Source organism: Vibrio sp. 1CM8B (assembly GCF_023161685.1).
Taxonomy (GTDB): domain Bacteria; phylum Pseudomonadota; class Gammaproteobacteria; order Enterobacterales; family Vibrionaceae; genus Vibrio; species Vibrio coralliirubri.
Genome location: NZ_JALNTU010000001.1, coordinates 249,455 through 271,618 on the forward strand (window position 1 = coordinate 249,455; position 22,164 = coordinate 271,618).

Here is a 22,164-nt window from a genome sequence, read left to right on the forward strand (position 1 = left end):
ACCACTCATTAGAAAATCAGTAGTAAAGGGAATGATTTTCCACTCTCAATCTCTTACATTTATGGTTAGGTAAGCTGCCCATAAATGTATGCTAACTCAGCGACCGTTTTCGCAGAAAACTTCTTCATCAAGCTCGCTCGGTGCACTTCCACGGTTCTCATTGCGATGCACAATTCATCGGCTATTTTCTGGTTACGCTTACCGTCGATAATTTGTTTGAGGATGTCTATCTCACGCTCGGTTAATGATGCGTACGCTTGGCGATACACGTTCATGTGTAAGTGCTTTTCAGAAGCGTCCAAACCTTGCTTGATCGCCTCAGCTAACTCATTACCTTTAACTGGCTTTTGAAAGAAATTCACCGCGCCAGCTTGTAAGGCTTCAACCGCCATTGGCACATCACCGTGCCCCGTCAGGTAAATCACCGACAGTGGGCTCTGCGCTTTCACCATCAACTCATGAACTTGCTGCCCTCTCATCTCTGGCATTCGGCTGTCTAGTACCACACAACCCGGCGCACTCAAATCCACTGAGTCCAAAAAACTCGGGCCATCTTCAAAAGCTGACACAGTGAAATCATGCTCTTCTAATAAGAACACCAACGAGTCGCGCATCGACTCATCGTCATCAACCACATAGACAGGAAGCCTTTGATGAAGTTCAGACATAACAAGATTCCTTATGAATCATTTGAAAGAGAGAAAGGCAGTGTCACCGCAACATGACATCCATGTGGGGTAAGTGACGTGATCGTCATTTGACCACTGTGATCTTCAATAACATCTTGGCAAATCGCGAGCCCTAACCCCAAGCCGTTTTCTTTGCTGCTCACAAAGGCTTGAGTCACTTCTTGCTCAGTGAAATCTAAGCCCGTTCCGTTATCGATAATCGACAACATTATTTTATCCGGTTGATACTCGGTAATCACTTTAATTGTCGCCGGCTCACTATTTTTGTTATCAATATCAGACGCAGCGCTTTGTTCGCGATGCTGTTGTGCATTACACGCGTCCGTTGCATTGTTGATCAGGTTTACAATCACCTGTTGCAAACCCACAGAGTCAACATTTAGTTTGATAGGCTTACCTACGGCATAGCGTTCAATGGTTATCTTGTGCTTGTGTAATCGGAATTGCAGTAACTCAATGGTGTCTGTAAGCAGCTGCTCGATATCGGTCTGAGACTTCTCTGATGAGCGTTTTTTGATCATGTTTCTCAAGCGCTGGATGATTGCATCTGCACGGTCCACTTGCGACTGAATCTTCTCAAATACAGGCTCTATATCTGTCAGCGGTTTGTTCTTCGAAATCCGCAGTAAACCACCTTCGCTATAGTTACGAATCGCCGCCAAAGGCTGATTGATCTCGTGTGCTAAGCTGCTTCCAAGTTCACCAACCACAGCTATGCGCTGTGAATGTTCTAGCTGTTCACTCTTGCTTTTCAGCTTGTGCAACGTGGCTTCTAACTGTTTTTTGCTGCGGCTGAATTTGTATTCCAACCAAAAGTGGTAAGCATTCAATAGCACCACCAGAATAAAGAACGCCCATGCCCACTGCTGATTGTACTTGAGCCAGATTAACGCTTCTTTCCACCAAGGTTGTTGCAGTGGGTGCATGTCGAGTTGTTGATAAAGCTTGTCTATCGAGAGCAAACTTGTCGGTGACGTCCAACCCGATGCATTCGCTGCAATCGCCGGTGCACTGCCCTTAGGCATCGCAAATAATACCTGACTCATCTGTTTGGCCAGTGCCGAAGAAGCCCGCTCTGTTTTGGCGAACGACCAGTTGGGGTACAACGGCGTAGACACTTGGCATCTGAATCCTTCTGGCGCTTGATTCTCGATAATTCGATATTGCCCCGCCACCAGCAAACCTTCACTGATCATGTTCTCAACTAAACAACTAGGTACAACAGCCGCTTCAATGTGCCCTTCACGCAGTTGATACAAACTGGCGTCGATCGGGAAACCTAAAAATTGGGTGTTAGAGAAAAAGTGGTTGGGATTAAGCCCTTGTTGCATCACTTGATAACGCATTGTTAGATAGCCGCCAAATGCATTTTCAGATACTGCCGCAATCGGCTTACCGCTCAATTGTTCTAGAGAGATATAAGGTGACATTCTTCTCACCACCAAGGCAGAACCAATACTTCGGGTATTGCTGATGCTTCGATCTTCGAAGTTATGGCTGGTCATGGTCGCCATCCAAGAGAGGTCATATTGACGACCTAATCGAACCGCCTGACCCGGGTTGGTGATGACAAAGTCGACCTCAACACCTTTTACCGCGTCAGCCATCTCTTCTAAATTGAAAGGCTTGAGAACAAAGTGTTTGCCGGGAATGCGCTCCGACAACCAATCCATCGTCGGCTGCCAACGCTGCTGCGCAGAAAGCTTGCCTCGGATAGCCAGCACACCGACCTCAATAACCTGCTCCGACTCAACAGTGCTTGTCGTTGTAATCTCTTGCTCCGTTTGAGCGGCTAAACAGATTCCTGCGGTTAAGCTCAACCAACAAAGGCTAACGATTGATATTAGGTTTCGGACTGTCACTAAAATCTCTTTCTCCACACTGACGGCATGTCCACACTCGAATAACGCATTGACGACACGTTAAATAGAGCCTTTATACAAAGCATAACAGCTAGATTGGTAAAACCACATTTGTTCTAGATCAACTTTGATCTGGGTATGTGGAAATCCACAATACCCCGCGTACGCCCAAAATCTGACAATGAGCCCAACAGATAGAATAGCCATTTATAGGTACCAACATGGACTCATTGAAAAGACGGTTTCTCAGCCAATTCGGCAAGGTTTCCGCTGGTGCTGCGCTCATTCCCATCACCGGAATCAACACCGCAGTCGCAAGCACAGCCATCCGCAATAACAACCAACCTGACCGCAAAGGCGAAGTAGGTAAACGCTACGCCATGGCGGTTGACTTACGTAAATGCGTTGGCTGTCAGGCGTGCACCGTTGGCTGTAGCGTTGAAAACCAAGCGCCAATTGGCCAGTTCAGAACCACCGTAAAACAGTATGAAGTCTCCCTTGATGATGGTTCGACGGCTCAACAAGAGGTGAAGTCATTCATGTTGCCTCGTCTGTGTAACCACTGCGACGATGCTCCCTGCATCAAGGTATGTCCTGTTCAAGCGACCTTCCAACGTGAAGACGGCATTGTAATGGTCGACAACGAACGTTGCGTAGCTTGTGCTTACTGTGTTCAAGCCTGTCCTTACGACGCTCGCTTCATCAATAACGACACCCTTACCGCAGACAAATGTACCTTCTGTGCACACCGCCTTGAAGATGGCTTGTTGCCCGCTTGTGTCGAAACCTGTGTTGGTGGTGCGCGTGTCATTGGCGACCTCAAAGACCCAAACAGCGAGATCAACCGCCTGCTTAATGAAAACCAAGACGACATCAAGGTGCTTAAGCCAGAGCAAAATACCAACCCACATGTTTTCTATATCGGCATGAACGAGCGTTTCGTTAGCCATATCGAAGGTCAGCCTGCGATTTATGATCCAGCCGCCATCGATAACTCATCCTCTAGCAAACAAGAATTGGCAATCGCGACACAAGGCAAACAAGGAGAGACAGCATGAATATCACTGAGGTGTTAGTTCCCGCTCAAGAGATCGCTTGGCTACCGTGGGCGGTTCAATATTTCTTCTACATTGGTTCGGCTTACGCGGCCGCTATTCTGTTTTTGATTGCACTGATATTCAAGAACTCAACCAGCCACCAATTCCGTTCAGCGCTTGTGCTTGTGATGTCCATTGGCGCGATTGTTGGGCCATTAGCATTAACCGGTGATTTGCACCAACCCGGACGTGCGTGGCACTTCTATGCTCACATTACGCCTTGGTCATGGATGTCGTTAGGCTCTCTGTTTCTACCTTTGTTTTCTGGTCTGGCTGTTGCGACTGCTTGGGTTTACCTGCGTGATGACATCGCACAGCTCAAAGAGAGTGAAAACCCGCTTTTAAAGCGCTTGTCTTGGCTAACACTGGGGCAATGGCAGGTATCGACAAAAATGATGATTGCATTAGCCGCTGCAACTGCGTTATCAGGTCTAAGCATCGCGCTTTATACAGGTGCAGAGATTGCGATTTTGGCGAGCCGACCGCTTTGGCATCAACCGGCTTCTCCGCTACTTTGGTTTACGACCGCATTCTTTGCTGCAACGGGCTTAACCCTATTGATTTGGGCTCTACTACCTTCAAGTAAGCCAAGCTTAAAACCAACAGATCTCGCTCTAGTACAAAGAACCATTACCTTAACGGGTGGCCTTGCCATCATTCTTACGTCGATTTGGGCATCTAACCATGGTCACTTCAATCTGTATGAGAACGACGCTTGGGGTATAAACCTAGGCATCATGACCACCAGCATTTTGCTGTGCATGATCTTAGTGCTGCCACTGCAACGCCTATCGCAAAGTAAGCTAGGAATTATCTGTGTTGCGCTTGCGACCATCGTTTCAGCATGGGCGGTACGTTGGGTCACCATGATGGAAGTTCAAACCATTCCCCGTTTTGATGTGGGTGCATTCCCTTATGAACTGCCAATGGGTAGCGCAGGATTACTCGGCATTGTTGGTATGTGTGGCCTTTGGCTAGCACTTGCGTTGTTCGCCTCTGAGATCGTGTCAACTCGATCTACACCTAAGACAATATTGAAGCCAAACCAAAATACATCATCGTCACCACTTAACCGCTCACATAGCTTGTAGTCTGAGGAATCATCATGGATAACAAACGTCGTCAATTTTTGAAAACAGGCCTTGCTGCCGGTGGTGTTGGAGCTTTTGCTGCAGGTTATGCGACAACCACAAAGCACATGGTTCACGGTGCTATCGATGGCACCGCAGGTAAGAAAACCAATCACATCCATCACGGTAATTCGTTAGAGACGGAATACAGTGTCGATGAGCAAGGTAAGATCTCGCCAAATCCAAACCAACGCGTGGCACCTTCAATGTGTTTTGGTTGCTGGACACTGTGTGGCTTGCGTGTACGAATCGATAATCGCAATGACGAGATCTTACGTATCTCGGGCAACCCGTACCACCCGCTATCAAGTTATCAGCAAATCCCGTTCAAAACACCAGTAAAAGACGCCTACATTGGCTTGTCTGGTGAATCAGGCATCAATAACCGTTCGACAGCCTGCGCCCGTGGCAACGGCATGTTAGAGATTCAAAACAGCCCATACCGAATCACTCAACCGTTAAAACGTGTTGGTAAACGTGGTGAAGGTAAGTGGGAACCGATCAGCTACGAGCAACTTATCTCTGAGGTCACCGAAGGTGGTGACTTGTTCGGAGAAGGCGAAGTTGAAGGCTTACGATCGATTCGCGACATCGAAACACCACTTGATCCAAACAACCCTGAATACGGTCCAAAAGCGAACCAGTTATTGGTGACTAATGCCGGAAATGAAGGCCGTGACGACATCTTGAAGCGCTTTGCGTTTAACAGCTACGGCACACGCAACTTTGGTCATCATGGATCTTACTGTGGTTACGCATTCCGTGCAGGTTCAGGCGCGATCATGAACGATCTAGACAAGTTCTCGCACTTAAAGCCTGACTTTAACAACGCAGAGTTCATTCTTTTCATCGGTATGTCTCCGGCTCAAGCGGGTAACCCGTTTAAGCGTCAAGCAAGACAGCTGGCTGAGGCTCGTACCAATGGAAAGCTGAGCTACACCATAGTGACACCAAGCCTTCCAGCAGGATCGTCAAGCCTTGCGGCGGGCGATCGCAACAACTGGCTGCCGATCAAGCCGGGCACTGACTCAGCATTAGTTCTGGGTATGATCCAGTGGATCATCGAAAACCAGCGCTACAATCACGATTTCTTGTCTCGCCCAAGTGCGCAAGCGATGAAGAAAGCAGGCACCACACACTGGTGTAACGCATCTCACCTAGTGATCAGCGACGAATCGCACCCACAAAATGGGCGTATGCTTCGTGCATCGGATATAGGGTTACTAGAAACAGGCGAACCGATGTCTGACGATGACGGATTTATCGCACTAAATGTGACAACGTCACTATTGTCGTCACATATTCAAGTGAATGAAGCGGCTCTGTTCGTCGATCAAGATGTAGAAATCGATGGTCAGACTGTTCGCGTTAAATCTTCTCTACAAAGATTGAAAGAAGAAGCCTTCAAATATGACCTTGCTTACTACAGCGAACAGTGTGAAATCCCACAAGACCAGATTATTGCGCTAGCGAAACGCTTTACCAGCTACGGTACAAAAGCAGTCGTGGATACTCACGGTGGCAACATGCACACCAACGGCTTCTACAACTCGTTCTCTATTCTGATGCTGAACGCGCTGATCGGTAACATCAACGCGAAAGGCGGTGCGATGGCGAAAGCGGGCGGCTACCCGACTTCGGTTGCTGGTCCTCGTTACGACTTTACTAAGTTTAAAGGTAAGACTAAGCCTCAAGGTGTGTTCTTGTCCCGCAGCAAGTTCCCGTATCACAAAACCAGCGAATACAAGCGTCGCGTTGCCGCAGGCGAGTCACCTTACCCGACACGCGCCCCGTGGTACCCAATCTCAGCACCGCTTTTAACTGAGCACCTATCAGCTGCGATTGATGGCTACCCTTACCGAGCAAAGGCATGGATCAACCACATGGCGAACCCACTTTATGGTGTTCCGGGTTTAGACAACTTGCTGGGTGAAAAGCTTAAGGATCCAAAACAGCTTGGTTTGATCGTGTCTATCGATGCCTTCATCAATGAGACCACAGCATTATCGGATTACCTCGTGCCAGACACGGTGACCTACGAAAGCTGGGGTATGGCAACACCTTGGCATGGCGTCGCGACTAAAGCGATCACCGCTCGCTGGCCGATTGTTGAGCCTAAAACCTCACGCACTCAAGACGGGCGTGCCATCAACCTAGAGAACTTCTTTATTGATCTAGCGAAAACGCTTGGCCTAGGTGGCTTCGGCGACAACGTAATCAAAGACAATCAAGGTAACTGGCACGGTATTCATAGCGCTGAAGACTTCTACCTTCGCTCGGCTGCTAACTTAGCGTTCGTAAAAGGTGGCGTGCCGAATGTCGATGCGGAAGATATTGTTTGGTCTGGTCTCGAACGCCTAGTGCCTGTGATGAACAAAACGCTCAAGCCAGAAGAAATGCTCAAGGTAGCGTATATCTTTGCGCGTGGCGGTCGTTTCGAAGACGCCACCAATGCCTACACCAATGAAACCATGAAGTACAAATGGACCAAACCACTGGCAATCTGGAATGAAAAGCTCGGTACTTCTCGCAACACCATCAGTGGTGAGCGGTACATGGGTTGCCCGACATGGTATCCACAAAAGCTGGCAGACGGCACACCTTTGGCAGAGCAGTTCCCAGCAAAAGAGTGGCCATTTACGCTAACCAACTTTAAGTCCAACATTCACAGTGCGGTCTCTAATTTGTCACCACGCTTGGAATCTATTAAAGGAGTAAACCCTGTTTACATCCACCCGCAAGATGCTTCTTCTGCGGGTATCAAAACCGGTGACGTGTTTGCTATTGAAACACCGAGCTCAACCACACATGCGTTGGCAATGGTGATCGATGGCATCAAGCCGGGCACATTAGGCTTTGAACACGGCTTTGGTCATAAAGAACTCGGCGAACGTGCTCACTGGATTGGTGACACACAACAACCAGTGAAGATGAAGTCGAACGATGGCGTTAACATCAATGATATAGGCTTGATCGACCCGACCAGAGAAGGAAAAGGCGTGATGTTGGATTGGGTTGTGGGCGCAGCAGCAAGACAAGCGCTTCCGGCTAAAATCTACAAAGTCTAGGCGTTCAAACCTCCCCTATTTCAGTCAAATCAAGACTGGGCAGAGTAGAGCAACTTCGTCATTCGAGGTTGCTCTTCTTTTTCTAACCTATTCAACGCCAAAGCATCAATTCTTCACATCACTTCCCTGCAAGTTTCTCACCTAGCCCCATCAAGCGTCTATGCTTATACAATCGGTGCCATAAAGAGCCTTAACAAGCAGTCACACCGAGGCGAACATGGCAGTTCCCTTGCACTTCGTTAACGGCAGCTGGATTCGCCTATTGAAATCCACACTAATACCATTGTGGTGATTGAGGTTATTAATGTGAGACTTACCTCAAGTTCCCAGTGAATTAATGTGGAAATCCACAATAGCGCGAACAACCAATTATGTCGAAAATGCGTGCATTACAACCAATAGCGACGCCTCATGATTAAGCTAAACATAAAAACTCAAACTCTAACGCTTTGCATCGCTGCTCTGGGAAGCCTTTCTTTATCCGGTTTTGCACAAGCAGCGCCTAATCCAATGCCAGAAGCCGCAGAAACCTGTAGCGGTTGCCACCAAGCTGACGGGAAAGGCATGCCCAACATCGCCCCTATGCTTGCAGGGCTCAATGCTGACTACCTAGAACATCAACTGGTCTTATTCTCAAGTGGTGAGCGTCAAAGCGCGATCATGAAAGGCATGGCTGATGGTGTGTCGGATCCTGCGATTCGTCGTGAAGTTGCAGAATACTTCGCTTCACTTCCTTCATACAACTTCACCGATTTAGAACAACGCGGCTCACAAGCCGATATCGATAATCCCTATCGTAAACTTGTATTCCAAGGCGATTGGGATCGAAATATTCCTGCTTGTGCAACCTGTCATGGACCAAGTGGTATGGGCGTAGACAAATTTCCTCGCCTAGCGAGTCAGCATGCCGACTACATTCAGACTCAGCTCAACGCTTGGAAAAACGGCACTCGTAAGGGTGATGATTTAAACATGATGGGCAATATCGCCGGCAAGTTGACCGACGATGAGATCAAAAACCTCTCTTACTACTTCGCATCTTTCCGATACTAAAGGGCTCGCATGAAAACATTACTTCTAATTACCGCAACCCTTGCCTCTGGAATCGCTTATGCCGAAGCTGAGTTGCCCGATCGCCAAACCGAACTGCCCGCCGTTGAAAAACCACAAGATAATAAATATCTGGTGCCACGCGACTTGGTAGATATTCCTGATGGAGAATTTGGCGACAAAGTAAAGCTGGGCTATTCCCTGTTTGTCGATTCACAACAGATGCGTGGTACATTCGTCGGCAACGAGCAAAACTGTGTGAATTGCCACATGCAAGCAGGCATGAAGCCTAACGCAGCCCCTCTTTGGGGTGCGTACATGGCCTACCCTGCGTATCGTTCTAAGAATGACAAGGTAAACAGCTACGCAGAACGTATCCAAGGTTGCTTTACCTACTCAATGAATGGCCTACCACCGGCTGAGGGTTCAAAAGAGATGGTCGCACTGACGGCGTATTCATACTGGCTGGCAATGGGCGGCATCTTAGACAAGAACGGCATGCAAGATACACCCGTTCTTGAGATCAGCGATGCTGACTTACAAGTCGGTGGTAAAGCAGAAAGCTTCCCTCTTCCTGAAGAGCTGTTAAGCAAATACCCAATCGATGATCGCAGTAAGTTGGCTGGGCGTGGCTACCCTAAGATTGATAACCCTGAACAAGAGCCGTCAATAGCGCGTGGTGAAAAGGTTTACCAAACCAGCTGCCAAACCTGTCATGGTCAAAATGGTGAAGGCATTAAAGGATCAGACGGCCGTTCATACTTCCCACCACTGTGGGGGGAAAATGCGTATAACTGGGGCGCGGGTATGCACCGTGTGAACACCGCTGCTTACTTTATCTATGAAAACATGCCGCTTGGAAAGAGCCAGCAGCTTTCGATTCAAGATGCTTGGGATGTGGCTGCATTTGTGAATAGTCATGAACGCCCACAAGACCCACGATACAAGGGTGATGTTGCAGGTAATGCTAAGCGTTACCACAACCACCAAGGCTACTATGGCAAAGAAGTTGATGGTGATGTACTGGGTTCCAAAGCGTACTCAAGTGGCAAGGAAGTGATTCATGAGCATTAATAGGTAGTAGTAGATATGAGCCGTTCACGCCAGCTATAGCTAAGCTTTACATTGTAAATCAGTGATAGCCGGAACAATAAAAAAGGAGCCAGATCGTTCGACGATCTGGCTCCTTTTTTATGTTTGGTATATTTAAAATACAACTAACCTTGCTGCATCTTCTCCCAAATGGTCGGAGAGCCAATATAGTCTTGAACCGTAGTAATGAACTCTTTCACTAGCTTGGTCTGCTTACGGTGCGGATACACAGCGTAGATTGCGGTATCAATCGTCGAAATCGGGTAATCCGGAAGCAAAGTCACCAAGCCTAAATCTTTCATTGAGGCATACAGGTTTGATTGATCAAGGAAGCCATATCCTAGGCCATCTTTCACGCAAGAGACCATGGTACGAACATCACTCACCTTATAGTTGCCACGAATCGTCAGGCTTTGGAAAGTGTTGCCATGCGGCTCTTCACTGATACGTAAATGATCGACCGTCATATCGCCATTGGTATAAATCACAGCAGGCAGCGCGAGCAGATCTTGTGGCGTTTTCGGTTCACCGTGCTCCTTCACAAAATCGTTCGATGCGACCAACATGAAGTTACTGTCGGCAATCTTCTTCGCAATCAAATTCGATTCAACAAGCTTACTGAAGCGAAACGCGATATCAAACTGCCCTGCAATGATGTTGGCGATCTTATCGTCTAGTGAGAGTACAATCTGAACATCCGGGTACTTTCTCATGAACTGAGTGATGATAGGTTGCAGATATTGCTGCCCAAAATAGATCGGTGAAGTAATTCGTAGCACACCTTTGGGTTCAGACTGGTATGAATCTGCAATGCCTTGTATCTGATTGATGGTGTCTTTCAGCACATAGGTTTGTGCGAGAATATCTTCTCCCGCCGACGTCAACGAAAACGAGCGTGTAGAGCGGTTCAGCAGCTGAACACCTAAATCTTGCTCGAGCTTTTTGATCTGTTTAGAGAGTGATGAGTTGTCCATATCATGCAAGGTTGCCGCTTTGGTAAACGACCCTTGTTGAACCACATCTAAGAACAATAACAACTGATTGGTATTTGGCACTGCGCCTCTCCTGAAATAAAACTCGACTAGCGTTCGTCTTTAGGGGTATCCATCACAACCATAGTCGTAATCGATTGCACCTGAGCACATTCCCCAAGCACATCGGCATGAAACTTCTTATAGCCCGGTAGATCTTTGGTTTCTACCCTTAGCAAGTATTCGTTGGCACCGGTAATGTTGTGACACTCCACCACCTCTTTTTCCATACTGACGTGCTGTTCAAACTCCAGCTGAGCCGCTTTGCTGTGGCTTGATAAACCAATCGAAACATAAGCAATAAAACCGACCCCCATCAGCCCATTATCCAGAACCGCTCGGTAACCTTGAATGATACCTTTACGCTCAAGATCCTGGACGCGTCTTAAGGTCGCAGAAGCCGACAAGCCAATCCGCTCTGACAGCTCAATGTTGGAGATTCTGCCGTCCAATTTAAGCTCTTGCAATATCCTTTCGTCAAATCTGTCCATAAGTACTTATTATTGTGCATTTAGTGATAATAGAGGAAATAAAAGCACATAATTGCCTCACTTTCCACCTACTATGTTTCTCAACACGTGAAAGTCATGACCGGTCAGTCACTTCGTTCATTTTTTTGCTGGAGAACCATAATGCCTTTAGAACAACTTAGCGCACTTGCCTTGTTTGCGTTCGTCTCGACCTTCACGCCAGGTCCAAATAACATCATGCTCATGACATCAGGAGCCAATGTTGGCTTCGCCCGCACTATTCCGCACATGCTTGGTATTGCTCTAGGGTTTGCAGCCATGCTGCTGTTGGTTGGCTTCGGTTTAATGGGCATTTTCAACGCCTATCCGGTTACGCACCAAATATTGAAATACCTAAGCCTTGCTTACCTCGTGTACCTTGCAATTAAGATAGCACTGAGCGGCAAAGCCAAAAGCACCGAGGCTTATAAGCCAATGACCTTCATCGGCGCGGCAAGTTTTCAGTGGGTGAACCCGAAAGGTTGGTCGATGGCGCTGACGGCAATTTCAGTCTATAGCAGCGGCAGTTCATGGTGGGAGCTTGCGATCATCGCAGGTATCTTCACGCTCGCGAACTTACCATCCGTGACATTCTGGACAGCGGCAGGCAAGCAACTGCAACACTGGTTAACAACACCCATCCGCATCAAAAGCTTTAACTACGGTATGGCGGGGTTGCTGTTAGCCTCAACGATTCCGATGTTGTAACAAATAGCTTCCCTATGATGGTTAGTAAGTGATTACTAGCCATCACTTTACAAGTATCCAATAACCTCGCTAAGCCAACGCCCAAACGTCGCCTGCCCGCTCGGAGTTAACGTCCACACAAACGCCGCAACATTCATTGCCACTGTCACCCAATATATCGCTCTGAACGGCTGCTTCTGCGTTTTATGACGCAGCTTATCTTGAGCAATCAACGCCCCTAACCAGCCACCAACAACAGAAAAGATGTGCAAGGTTTTCTCTGGCACACGCCAATTGCCATTTATCGCTGCTCGCTTGTCCTTCGCGTACACAAAAAACGTCACCACACCGATAACCAAATACCACACCAACAGCGCTTTAGAGCTTTCTGTAAACAACACAGATACCGCCACCAGAACAAGATAAGTGATAACGATTTGAATAGATGAAGACAACATCAACTCCTTTTGGGTAACAGCTCACATACTGTAGCAATTACGCCCTGTAGATTTTGATAAGGATGAGTAAGGCATATTGTAATTCGGTTAGCCTGCAAAGAATAAACAAGCCCATTCATCCCTACATAACATGATGGAAGTTAAAGGAATTATAAATATGTACAACCAAAAGTACGCCATCTACCAAGTTTTTACGCGTTTATTTGGCAATAAAAACACCCAACATGTTCCATGGGGCACAATCGAGCAAAATGGCGTCGGTAAGTTCAGTGATTTTACCGACAAAGCGCTGTCTGAAATCCGCAAACTCGGTATGACTCATATTTGGTATACCGGAGTGCCACATCACGCCATCATCAATGATTACAAACATATCGGGATTTCAGACGATCACCCGAGCGTAGTGAAAGGCCGCGCAGGCTCACCTTATGCGGTAAAAGATTACTACTCAGTCAATCCAGACCTCGCTGAGAATCCTGATCGCCGTTTGGAAGAGTTCGAGGCACTAATCAAGAGAAGTCACGGCAATGGTTTAAAAGTGATCTTCGATATCGTACCGAATCACGTTGCGCGTCATTATAGAGGCTTAAATAACCCGCAAGGCGTCAGTGACTTCGGCGCTCAAGATGACACAACGCTGGAATACCACAAAGACAATAACTTCTACTACATTCCTAACAGCACCTTTGAATTACCAGACATAGAGCCCGCCTTTACGCCGCTAGGTGGTGAACAGCACCCTAGCCTAAGCTCCCCGTTTATCGAAACACCAGCCAAATGGACGGGTAATGGCTCACGCTTAGCTAAACCTAATTTCGACGATTGGTATGAAACCGTAAAGATTAATTACGGTGTGCGCCCTGACGGTTCAAAAGATTTTCCTGAGCTACCCAAAGACTATGTACAGCGTGACCACCTAGACCATTACCACTTCTGGAAAGGCGTGGATGTGCCAGACTCTTGGATTAAATTCCGAGACATCGCCTTGTTCTGGTTAGACAAAGGCGTTGATGGATTCCGTTACGATATGGCTGAAATGGTGCCAGTTGAGTTTTGGAGCTACCTCAACTCATCAATAAAGATGAAAAACCAAGATGCCTTTTTAATGGCTGAGGTGTACCAACCTCATTTGTACCGCGACTATATTCACCTAGGAAAAATGGACTACCTGTACGATAAGGTTGATCTTTATGACGCCCTCAAAGCCATCATGCAAGGTAAGGCTTCAACGGCAATCATTCCTGAGATTCAGCATCAAATGATGGATATTGAACACCACATGCTGCACTTCTTGGATAACCATGATGAACAGCGTATCGCGTCTCCCGAGTTCGTTGGCAATCCACATGTCGCAAAGCCTGCGATGCTAGTCAGCGCGTTATTGAGCAGTTCTCCAACCATGATCTACTTTGGGCAAGAAGTCGGAGAGCCCGGTGCAGAGAATGCAGGCTTTGGACAGCCCTCGCGTACATCAATCTTTGACTACATCGGCGTCCCACAACACCAGAAATGGATGAACAACGGTGCCTTCGATGGCGGGCTATTAAACGATAACGAAAGGCAACTGCGCCATTTCTATCAAAAGGTCATGAACTTTTCGCTTGAGCACTCTTCAATGATGGGGCTGTACCTAGACTTACACCAGAGCAATAATTTGAGTGATTCGGTTTACGCATTTCTGCGCTATAACGAACAAGAGCTGACCATCGTTGCTGCAAATTTCAACCAACATGCCACCGAGAATATTCACCTAGAGATTTCACATGACGTCATTCAAAAACTCAAATTAGTTGATGGGCGTTACATACTCAATGAACACATTGAAGGCATAGCGCAACAAGTGTTGGACATTAAGAACAGTGTTGGCAATTTTAATATTGAATTGAAACCGCTGGCGTCTTTGGCTTGGGTGCTATCCTTAAATGGATAATATATCTATCAATATAAATTACTGAACAACTATCTTTTAATTAATTGATAAATGACTTAATTTCCATATTAAATTAACACTCTCTCAATTCGATATCTTCCTCACATTAATAAGGATGAGCTCTCATCCTTATTATCTACTCCTATCCTCTACGCCTTGGGTTACTGATTCCGAACATATGAGTCATTGATCCAATTAATTCAGTACCAACCAAATACAAAGCGTGATATTGACACTAGGTTTCTTATAATTACGAATTAAAAATAACTTTATACATTGCCATCACAAATAGTTGACCTTAGTTAAAGCTAGGATATTTATCTTCATAAAAAGTGAAATATGGATATCAAAACGTGAACAACATAAATATTAATAAAATTATCTCTCTACGAAATACCTTCAATGTGACCAAAAAGAGAAGCTTCAAGCGCTCGACTTTGGCCAAAGCGATTTTACCTCTATTTACCGCTACTTTGATCGCAGGTTGTGGAAGTGATAGCGACAATGACACAGACGCAGGCAATGATGGCTTATACAAAGCAGGCGAAAACGAAGTCGTTGTGTATTACAAACGTGACGTTGCAGCCGCGAGCACTTCGGGCTCTACTTACGACGGTTGGGGACTTCACCTATGGAATGGCGAAGGTTGTACTAGCACAGACTTAGTCGCAATGGGGTTGAGTGAAACCGGAACCGATTGGAACAGCCCTTACGAATACGATGGTATCAGCGATACTTACGGTGCCTATTATGTATTGAAGGTAGATCCTGATGCTTCTGACCCACACAAATGCATGAATTTCATCTTGCACAATGGCGACGAAAAAGCGTTTGGTAGTGCCAATTCAAAGATCGAGTTAACCAAACTTGGTGATTCGCAAGGTGTATTCGGATTCCACGGCAGTAGCGAGTTATATTACGACCCAATTTCAGAGCGCCCTGTGAATATTGACGGTCAAAAAGCACATTGGTTAGATGCGACCACCATTGCTTGGGAAGCCGCTAGCAATGCCGACTCGGTGAAACTGTTCTACGCACTCGATAACAGCATCACGATGAACGACGACAAAGAGATCGTTGGTGGCACTGCAATTGAACTGAGCAAAGATGGGGAATTGTCTTCTGAATTGAAAGAGCGTTTCCGCCACCTTGCAAGCTTACCTGCCCTTGCTATCGACGTTGACGACAACACATTACGCACCATCTTAAAATCTCAGATAATTTTTGTTGCCTATAATGCCAATGGCGATGTTATCTCTTCAACTGAGGTTCAAAAGCCAGGTGTGCTTGATGCGGTATTTGCTAGCGAAGATGCTGGTAATGCAATGGGTGAAGAACTAGGCGCGATTGTTGAAGGCAGTGCTGCGACCTTCAAGCTTTGGGCACCAACCGCGCAAGATGTAGAACTCGTCTTGTACAGCGAAGATCTGCAAAGTTCACAAGTGATCCCAATGACGGAAAACACTGAGACGGGTATTTGGGCGACTGACGCGGTGTCTAATGCAGTCAACAGTTACTATCGTTACCAAGTGAAGGTCTACCACCCAACTACAGGCAATATCGAAACTCGCCTAGTAACGGACCCTTACTCACTCAGTTTGTCGAAAAACTCGGCATATTCTCAAGTGATTGACCTGAATGATTCAACCTTGAAACCAGCGAACTGGGACAACTACCAACGACCAACCGTAGAGAAAGACGAAGACCATGTACTTTACGAATCTCACCTACGTGATTTTAGTTTCAGCGATAAGCTAGGCACAGCTAACCTAAATGGAAAATACCTCGCTCTCACAGAAGCAGATCGTGAGTCGGTCAAGCACCTACAGGCTCTGCAAGAAGCAGGTTTAACAACGCTGCATATCTTACCAGCATTTGATATCGCTACCGTTGATGAAGATGCCGCGAGCCGTGTTGATATCACCGACACCGTAGGCAAACTGTGTGATGTAAAACCGACTGCTGCCTTATGTGGAAGCGAAGACGAAAACAAAGTCATCGAAGACGTACTCGATGGTTATGACCCTTCAACGGGTGACGCACAAGCATTAATGAATGACCTTCGTATGCTTGATAGCTTCAACTGGGGCTACGACCCATTCCATTACACGGTGCCAGAGGGAAGTTACGCGACCGATCCTAATGGTTCACAGCGTATTCTCGAATTCCGTCAGATGGTGAAAGCCACGCACGACATGGATCTCAAGCTGATCATGGACGTGGTATACAACCACACCAACGCGTCTGGTGTGAACGATAAGTCGGTACTGGATAAAATTGTCCCTGGGTACTATCACCGTCTTAACGTCAACACTGGTGGCGTAGAAAACTCGACTTGTTGTGACAACACTGCGACCGAAAACCTGATGATGGGTAAATTGATGGTCGACTCACTCAAGGTATGGGCTGACGATTATAAAGTGGATGGTTTCCGTTTTGACTTGATGGGTCACCAGCCAAAAGACGTGATGGTCGAAGCATTGGAAGAAGTGCGTAAAATTGACCCGAATACTCTGTTCTACGGTGAAGGTTGGGACTTTGGCGAAGTAGCGGATAACGCACGCTTCGATCAAGCAAACCAAATCAATATGGCAGGTACTGAGATCGGTACATTCTCGGACCGTCTGCGTGACGCCGTACGTGGTGGTAGCCCATTTGATGGCGGTGTCGACTCAGAAGGTAATCACCCACTTCGCTTTAACCAAGGCTTTGGTAACGCAGCGATTGCCAACGAAGAAACAAAGTCTGACCAAGACTCGATCAACGGTCGTTTACACAACCAAGACCTTGTTCGTTTAGGGATGGCGGGGAACCTCGCAGAATACGTGCTGATTGATTACAAAGGCGATACCAAACTGGGTAAAAACGTTGATTACAACGGCGCGCCAGCTGGTTACACCAAGATGCCTTCAGAGAACATCTCTTACGTGTCGAAACATGATAACCAAACGCTTTGGGATAACAACGCATACAAAATCGCCACTGGTACTAGCTCTGCAGAGCGTGCTCGCATGCAGTCTGTATCGCTTTCTACCGTGATGTTAGGCCAAGGCATACCATTCATCCATATGGGGTCTGAACTGCTGCGTTCTAAATCAATGCAGCGCGATTCTTACGATTCTGGTGACTGGTACAACCGCGTAATGTTTGATGGTACGGATAACAACTGGAACGTCGGCTTACCTCGTGAAGACAAAGATGGTGCGAACTGGGATCTGATCAAAACCATCATTGCTGACCCAACGGCGAAACCAGACGAAGAAGACATTAATCTGACTAAGCAGCAATTCCTAGAGCTATTAAAAATCCGTAGCTCAAGCGAACTGTTCCGCTTAGACACAGCTGACGAAGTTATGAAGCGTGTCGACTTCCGTAACGTTGGCGAAGATCAAGTCGAAGGCCTGATTGTCATGTCGATCGATGATGGTGTGTCTGCGGGCGACGATCTTGACCCTGCAAATGATGCGATTGTGGCAGTTGTAAACTCAACCAATGAATCTCAATCGTTCAAAATCACAGGAGCAACAGGCTTTACACTTCACACCGTTCAACAAAGCTCTGAAGATGACATTGTAAAAGGTGCAAGCTTCGCCGCTGAAACCTTCACAGTCCCTGCACTAACCACAGCTGTATTTGTACAAGCTCAAGGTGATGCACAGGGTGCTGGCCTTCCGGTTGATAATTCAGACAAGGATGTATCGAGCATTCCGCCATACGGCCAAACAACCGTTTACGTTCGTGGTGACATGAATGGATGGGGCGCAACGGATGATTGGGCAATGAGCTTTGTCGCTAATGGTGTTTATTCTGTAACAGGCAACTTGGAAGCCGGCGATTATGGCTTCAAGTTCGCAGATGCAGATTGGAAAACACCTAACTTTGGTTGTGATTCAGTCGAACTTGCTGATGGGTCAATCGACCTAGGTACTGATGGTAACTGCCAATTAAGCGTAACAGAAACTGGCAGCTACACATTCACTCTGAATGCGATTCACGAACTGGATGACGATGTAGATGGTCCAGTTGTTTCAGTAACCAAGAATTAAACTATAAAGCTTAGATTCTAATAAAAAGATAATAAAACCAGCGAAAGCTAGCCTTTGGGAGACGTCAGTCTCCCTTTTTTATCCTCAGTAGATACCCCCGTGCATGCACGGGGTACTTACTGTTACAACTCCATGCGGAGTTGACCAGAATCCTTTTCGCCCTGATGCCTAACATAATTCGCTATAACCTGTTCATTCACGCCTACGCTACTGACAAAGTAACCTGGCGACCAAACAATGTTCTCTTTCCAGTAAACCTTACTTAGCCAACTGAACGTTTTTCGCATGTGATGCGACGATTGGCTTTTTAGTTTACCCATGACGTCTGAAATGCTGTATTTCGGTGGGATAAGCATCATCATATGCAGATGATCTTCATCAAAGCCTATCGTCTCGATCTCAACGCCAGGTAAACTTCGCAGTAACTTTGGCATTACCTTCCGTAGGTAGCTGCACATACCAGGATTCAGGATTTTCCGACGGTACTTAGTCACCCAAACTATGTGATATTTCGTGTAATAGACACTGTGGGAGGAGGTGTAATATTGCATTTAGCCATCGTACCGCCTACAAAGGCATTCATCCACGGGTAAACCCGTGGTTTTCTGTATCCACAGAATAATAAACTCCAATCCCAGTTAACCACATCATTCCCTTACCTTCATTGAACCATCAATGTTAAGAGGTAACGAACCTCCTGAATTCTTAGTTCTTAGTTCTTAGTTCTTAGTTCTTAGTTCTTAGTTCTTAGTTCTTAGTTCTTAGTTCTTAGTAGAAAGTATAACGAGTGCATGTGAACATCTCATTCCAGTATACGTAAAATGTAGGAAACCGAGTTTAGGTCGGTAGATCAAATGGCGATTTGTCAAAGGAGTTCGTATTCAGCTATTTGAGAAAAGTAAAATAGACGAGAGTGTTTGTATTAGTAGTTAGCAAATCAAAACCATAAATAACGAATCACGCCCATTTATATTAACCATTGGTTATTATGTGTAAGTCTGTGATTATTTAAATTCAAGTATTCGGTTAATATCAGCATGACTTTTAATTTACTACAGGAAATAAAAAGGCTCCTAGTTAGGAGCCTTTTTCTTTATATCAATCGGTATTTACAAACTAGTTGATTACTTTTTATTGACGGCTTTTACAAATACTTCTTGTGCACCTTCAATACCAAGGGCTTTTGCTTCATCTAGTAGGCTCAGAGCTTTGGGAATATTATCTGCGTCTACTGCTGCTTGAATGGCATTATGGTAGTAAGTTTGTGTTTCTGGTTGAATTGTCTCAACCTTAGCTGCTGCCGCTGGTTTAGCGTTAGATTCACTGTTCGATGAACCAATTGAGAAGAAGCTCGCTTTATCGATTGTAACTTCTATTTTACCAACGTTAGCATTTGGAATCGGGATATCTTTCACTTCAGGTAAATAATTACCGCGGCCTTCCGCATCTAAACGTGCAGGGTGAATGACATCAGTAAAACCACCAAGATCTTCTTGATCTGTATAGATAACTAAATAAACTGATTTTGCTGTTGTCGGTGGGTAAAAATCGTTCTCAGCAACGAGACGGTTCCCCAAGTGTAGTCTTGGTTTAGCGTACTCGAAACTCTCTTTACCGTAACGCTCTAGCTCACTACCGTTTTCGTCATAGATAACCGCATTAGGAACAAACGCAGTATCGCCAATAATGCTCGTGATATTAATCGAGTACTCACCGCGATCTGCAGGCAGTTCAATCGCTACTACAGGGCTGTTTATTCCTTGATAGTTTAATACTTGGCTATTTGGTGTCACATCAAAAATTGTCGAGCTTGGAAGCTTCATCGGGGCAAATTGAAGACCAGCAATAGAATTAACTTGTTCAGCCTGTGCCACTTGCACTTGCTCGACTACTTGTGCAGATTGGCAACCGGCCAATGCAACACAGCCACTCAACATCAGAGCTTTAAAATACATAACCCTTCCTTTTTTTATTTTTTTAAGAAATTTACTAACTTTAATTACCACAAAGAGAACTATTCACCTAGGGAACGATCAACTTAATCGTACATTCCTTAAAAAAATAGCCGACGCAAGCCGGCTATGAATTAGGACAGTTTAGGATTTTAAGCTAAGTGGCTTACCACCAAGCTTCAACTTGGATACCAACAACGAAGTCGTTGTCAGCTCCTTTAGCTGTTACATCTCCGCTCGCATCTTTCACTTCGCCGAATGAATCACCTTCTAGATCCATTAGGTAGCTACCGTATACGCGGATTTCAGGACGAGCCCAGAAGCTGTCACCCATTGCCCATGCTTGAGCAACAGTAAATTTAGCGCCACCGAAGTCAACGTTGTCTACTTCACCAGCGTTATAGCCTGCTTCGAAGATAGTACGCATTGTGTCGTTCCACTTATACATTGGACGAGCCACGATAGAGTATTGGCTTGAATCATGCTTATCAACACCTAGGTCTGAACCTGCTAGGTATGCAAGTTGGTGACCCATTTCCCATGATTCGCCTAGGTTCATTACACCCCAGTTAAGGATACGGTAGCCAAAACCATCATTTTGATCACCAGAGCGATCATAGTATGCACCAGAACCCCAGAAGTTAGCCATTTGAACGCCGTAACCAGCAGTACCTAGCTGAACAACTGTTTGGTTAAAACCATTGCTCATATTTTGGTGGATAATACCTGTAGCAAGTAGGCCGTCATCACCATCGTATTTGCCATTCTTATTTTCAGTACCGAAGTTGTAAACAACGCCAAGCTCTAAACTAGCATCTTCCCATAGACCGATATTCGCTAGGCGAGCATCAGCCATGTAACCAGCGCCGTTCTCATCTTCGCCATCTTGAATAATTGCTAAAGAAAGCTTTTGGTTACCAACTGAAATGTTTTCGATACCACCACCAGTACCCGATGTATTTAGGAAGTAGAAGTCAGTAATGTGGATGTCTTTACGTTGGTAATATGTTTTACCAGCCCAAAGAGTTGCTTCTTCATCGAAAGATAGAACGCCTTTTGCTTTAACAGCGAACTGAGCAACGTTAAAGTCACCGTCTTCCCAACCATTCGCGCCATCAACACCAGAAGCAATCATTGACTCAAGACGCCAAGTTTGCTCACCAGTTTTTAGTTCTTCAGCCAAGCCAAACTCAGAGTAGTTGTCGTTTTCATTACCTAAACGGCCAATACCATTCTTCATGAATGAAACGTCACCACCATCATTTCCGCTAATACCAGTACCAGCACGCATGTAGCCATTAAAATCTACAGCGAACGCAGAGCCAGCAGCTAATGTAGTTGCCACTGCAGCAGCAATCAAACTTACTTTTTTCATTCTTAACTCCATTAAGGACGATTTATTTTAGGTTTTTATATTTTTGCTCTCTTGCGGCAACCAAAGGCAGTAATGGTAGTCGTAAGATAGAGAGGTTTAGGGTTTCCCCTGATTCGTTTCAACGGGGTCAATATTAAGAGGGGATGACAAGTTTGACTTCCTCCACCCCTAAGTTAATTAAGGGGGAC

General features: G+C 46.1%; 16 protein-coding genes. 8 read left to right on the top strand and 8 right to left on the bottom strand.

Annotated elements, in window-relative coordinates:
- Positions 1-65: 65 nt before the first annotated feature.
- On the bottom strand, positions 66-668 hold the full coding sequence (locus MSG36_RS01005; RefSeq protein ID WP_048609831.1) for a response regulator: 603 nt from the start codon (positions 666-668) through the stop codon (positions 66-68).
- Positions 669-679: 11 nt separating this feature from the next.
- Positions 680-2,551 carry a sensor histidine kinase gene (locus MSG36_RS01010; protein WP_248365833.1) on the bottom strand — a complete coding sequence of 624 codons (1,872 nt, stop codon included), beginning with the start codon at positions 2,549-2,551 and terminating at the stop codon, positions 680-682.
- A 221-nt stretch (positions 2,552-2,772) separates the two neighbouring features.
- Between MSG36_RS01010 and dsrO the strand changes: the two genes are divergently transcribed.
- From dsrO to MSG36_RS01035, 5 genes are all read left to right on the top strand, one after another.
- Positions 2,773-3,609: a sulfate reduction electron transfer complex DsrMKJOP subunit DsrO gene (gene dsrO, locus MSG36_RS01015; RefSeq protein ID WP_050643379.1), complete on the top strand. Its 837-nt coding sequence runs from the start codon at positions 2,773-2,775 to the stop codon at positions 3,607-3,609.
- Entirely contained in the window at positions 3,606-4,739 is a 1,134-nt protein-coding gene (gene nrfD / locus MSG36_RS01020) for an NrfD/PsrC family molybdoenzyme membrane anchor subunit (protein WP_248365834.1), read from the top strand. The genes dsrO and nrfD overlap by 4 nt, the downstream gene beginning before the upstream one ends.
- A 14-nt stretch (positions 4,740-4,753) precedes the next feature.
- Positions 4,754-7,846 carry a tetrathionate reductase subunit A gene (locus MSG36_RS01025; protein ID WP_248365835.1) on the top strand — a complete coding sequence of 1,031 codons (3,093 nt, stop codon included), beginning with the start codon at positions 4,754-4,756 and terminating at the stop codon, positions 7,844-7,846.
- Positions 7,847-8,257: 411 nt separating this feature from the next.
- A complete protein-coding gene (locus MSG36_RS01030; RefSeq protein ID WP_050712368.1) occupies positions 8,258-8,899 on the top strand; it encodes a c-type cytochrome in 642 nt (213 codons plus the stop codon).
- Positions 8,900-8,908: 9 nt separating this feature from the next.
- Entirely contained in the window at positions 8,909-9,970 is a 1,062-nt protein-coding gene (locus MSG36_RS01035) for a c-type cytochrome (RefSeq protein WP_248365836.1), read from the top strand.
- 143 nt (positions 9,971-10,113) lie between these two features.
- Here the strand turns inward: MSG36_RS01035 and MSG36_RS01040 are convergent, their stop codons facing one another.
- Positions 10,114-11,043, bottom strand: coding sequence for a LysR family transcriptional regulator (locus MSG36_RS01040; RefSeq protein ID WP_017058846.1), 930 nt, complete (start codon positions 11,041-11,043; stop codon positions 10,114-10,116).
- Positions 11,044-11,069: 26 nt separating this feature from the next.
- Positions 11,070-11,510: an Lrp/AsnC family transcriptional regulator gene (locus tag MSG36_RS01045; RefSeq protein WP_009845852.1), complete on the bottom strand. Its 441-nt coding sequence runs from the start codon at positions 11,508-11,510 to the stop codon at positions 11,070-11,072.
- Between the two features lie 141 nt (positions 11,511-11,651).
- Between MSG36_RS01045 and MSG36_RS01050 the strand changes: the two genes are divergently transcribed.
- The gene (locus MSG36_RS01050; RefSeq protein ID WP_048609838.1) at positions 11,652-12,236 is read left to right on the top strand and encodes a LysE family translocator; all 585 of its coding nucleotides are present in this window, start codon (positions 11,652-11,654) and stop codon (positions 12,234-12,236) included.
- Positions 12,237-12,283: 47 nt separating this feature from the next.
- Here the strand turns inward: MSG36_RS01050 and MSG36_RS01055 are convergent, their stop codons facing one another.
- A complete protein-coding gene (locus MSG36_RS01055; protein WP_248365837.1) occupies positions 12,284-12,673 on the bottom strand; it encodes a DUF1294 domain-containing protein in 390 nt (129 codons plus the stop codon).
- Between the two features lie 157 nt (positions 12,674-12,830).
- On the opposite strand from MSG36_RS01055, the gene MSG36_RS01060 reads away from it, so the two are divergent.
- Both MSG36_RS01060 and pulA read left to right on the top strand, forming a co-directional pair.
- The gene (locus tag MSG36_RS01060) at positions 12,831-14,603 is read left to right on the top strand and encodes an alpha-amylase family protein (RefSeq protein WP_248365838.1); all 1,773 of its coding nucleotides are present in this window, start codon (positions 12,831-12,833) and stop codon (positions 14,601-14,603) included.
- A gap of 404 nt (positions 14,604-15,007) precedes the next feature.
- Positions 15,008-18,649 (top strand): pullulanase-type alpha-1,6-glucosidase, encoded by a 3,642-nt coding sequence (gene pulA / locus MSG36_RS01065; RefSeq protein WP_248366382.1) that lies wholly within the window; start codon positions 15,008-15,010, stop codon positions 18,647-18,649.
- A gap of 122 nt (positions 18,650-18,771) precedes the next feature.
- Here pulA and tnpA read toward each other — a convergent pair whose 3' ends face one another.
- From tnpA to lamB, 3 genes are all read right to left on the bottom strand, one after another.
- Positions 18,772-19,200 carry an IS200/IS605 family transposase gene (tnpA, locus tag MSG36_RS01070; protein ID WP_048667491.1) on the bottom strand — a complete coding sequence of 143 codons (429 nt, stop codon included), beginning with the start codon at positions 19,198-19,200 and terminating at the stop codon, positions 18,772-18,774.
- Positions 19,201-19,773: 573 nt separating this feature from the next.
- Complete coding sequence (locus MSG36_RS01075; RefSeq protein ID WP_086968736.1) at positions 19,774-20,604, bottom strand: MalM family protein; 831 nt, start codon at positions 20,602-20,604, stop codon at positions 19,774-19,776.
- A 163-nt stretch (positions 20,605-20,767) separates the two neighbouring features.
- The gene (gene lamB, locus MSG36_RS01080; RefSeq protein WP_048609842.1) at positions 20,768-21,976 is read right to left on the bottom strand and encodes a maltoporin LamB; all 1,209 of its coding nucleotides are present in this window, start codon (positions 21,974-21,976) and stop codon (positions 20,768-20,770) included.
- Positions 21,977-22,164: the final 188 nt, after the last annotated feature.

Coding starts and splice junctions, on each gene's coding strand:
- MSG36_RS01075 (WP_086968736.1), bottom strand. CDS start 20,604: ATGTATTTTAAAGCTCTGATGTTGAGTGGCTGTGTTGCATTGGCCGGT.
- MSG36_RS01060 (WP_248365838.1), top strand. CDS start 12,831: ATGTACAACCAAAAGTACGCCATCTACCAAGTTTTTACGCGTTTATTT.
- MSG36_RS01055 (WP_248365837.1), bottom strand. CDS start 12,673: ATGTTGTCTTCATCTATTCAAATCGTTATCACTTATCTTGTTCTGGTG.
- MSG36_RS01005 (WP_048609831.1), bottom strand. CDS start 668: ATGTCTGAACTTCATCAAAGGCTTCCTGTCTATGTGGTTGATGACGAT.
- MSG36_RS01045 (WP_009845852.1), bottom strand. CDS start 11,510: ATGGACAGATTTGACGAAAGGATATTGCAAGAGCTTAAATTGGACGGC.
- tnpA (WP_048667491.1), bottom strand. CDS start 19,200: ATGCAATATTACACCTCCTCCCACAGTGTCTATTACACGAAATATCAC.
- MSG36_RS01050 (WP_048609838.1), top strand. CDS start 11,652: ATGCCTTTAGAACAACTTAGCGCACTTGCCTTGTTTGCGTTCGTCTCG.
- MSG36_RS01035 (WP_248365836.1), top strand. CDS start 8,909: ATGAAAACATTACTTCTAATTACCGCAACCCTTGCCTCTGGAATCGCT.
- dsrO (WP_050643379.1), top strand. CDS start 2,773: ATGGACTCATTGAAAAGACGGTTTCTCAGCCAATTCGGCAAGGTTTCC.
- MSG36_RS01025 (WP_248365835.1), top strand. CDS start 4,754: ATGGATAACAAACGTCGTCAATTTTTGAAAACAGGCCTTGCTGCCGGT.
- nrfD (WP_248365834.1), top strand. CDS start 3,606: ATGAATATCACTGAGGTGTTAGTTCCCGCTCAAGAGATCGCTTGGCTA.
- MSG36_RS01030 (WP_050712368.1), top strand. CDS start 8,258: ATGATTAAGCTAAACATAAAAACTCAAACTCTAACGCTTTGCATCGCT.
- lamB (WP_048609842.1), bottom strand. CDS start 21,976: ATGAAAAAAGTAAGTTTGATTGCTGCTGCAGTGGCAACTACATTAGCT.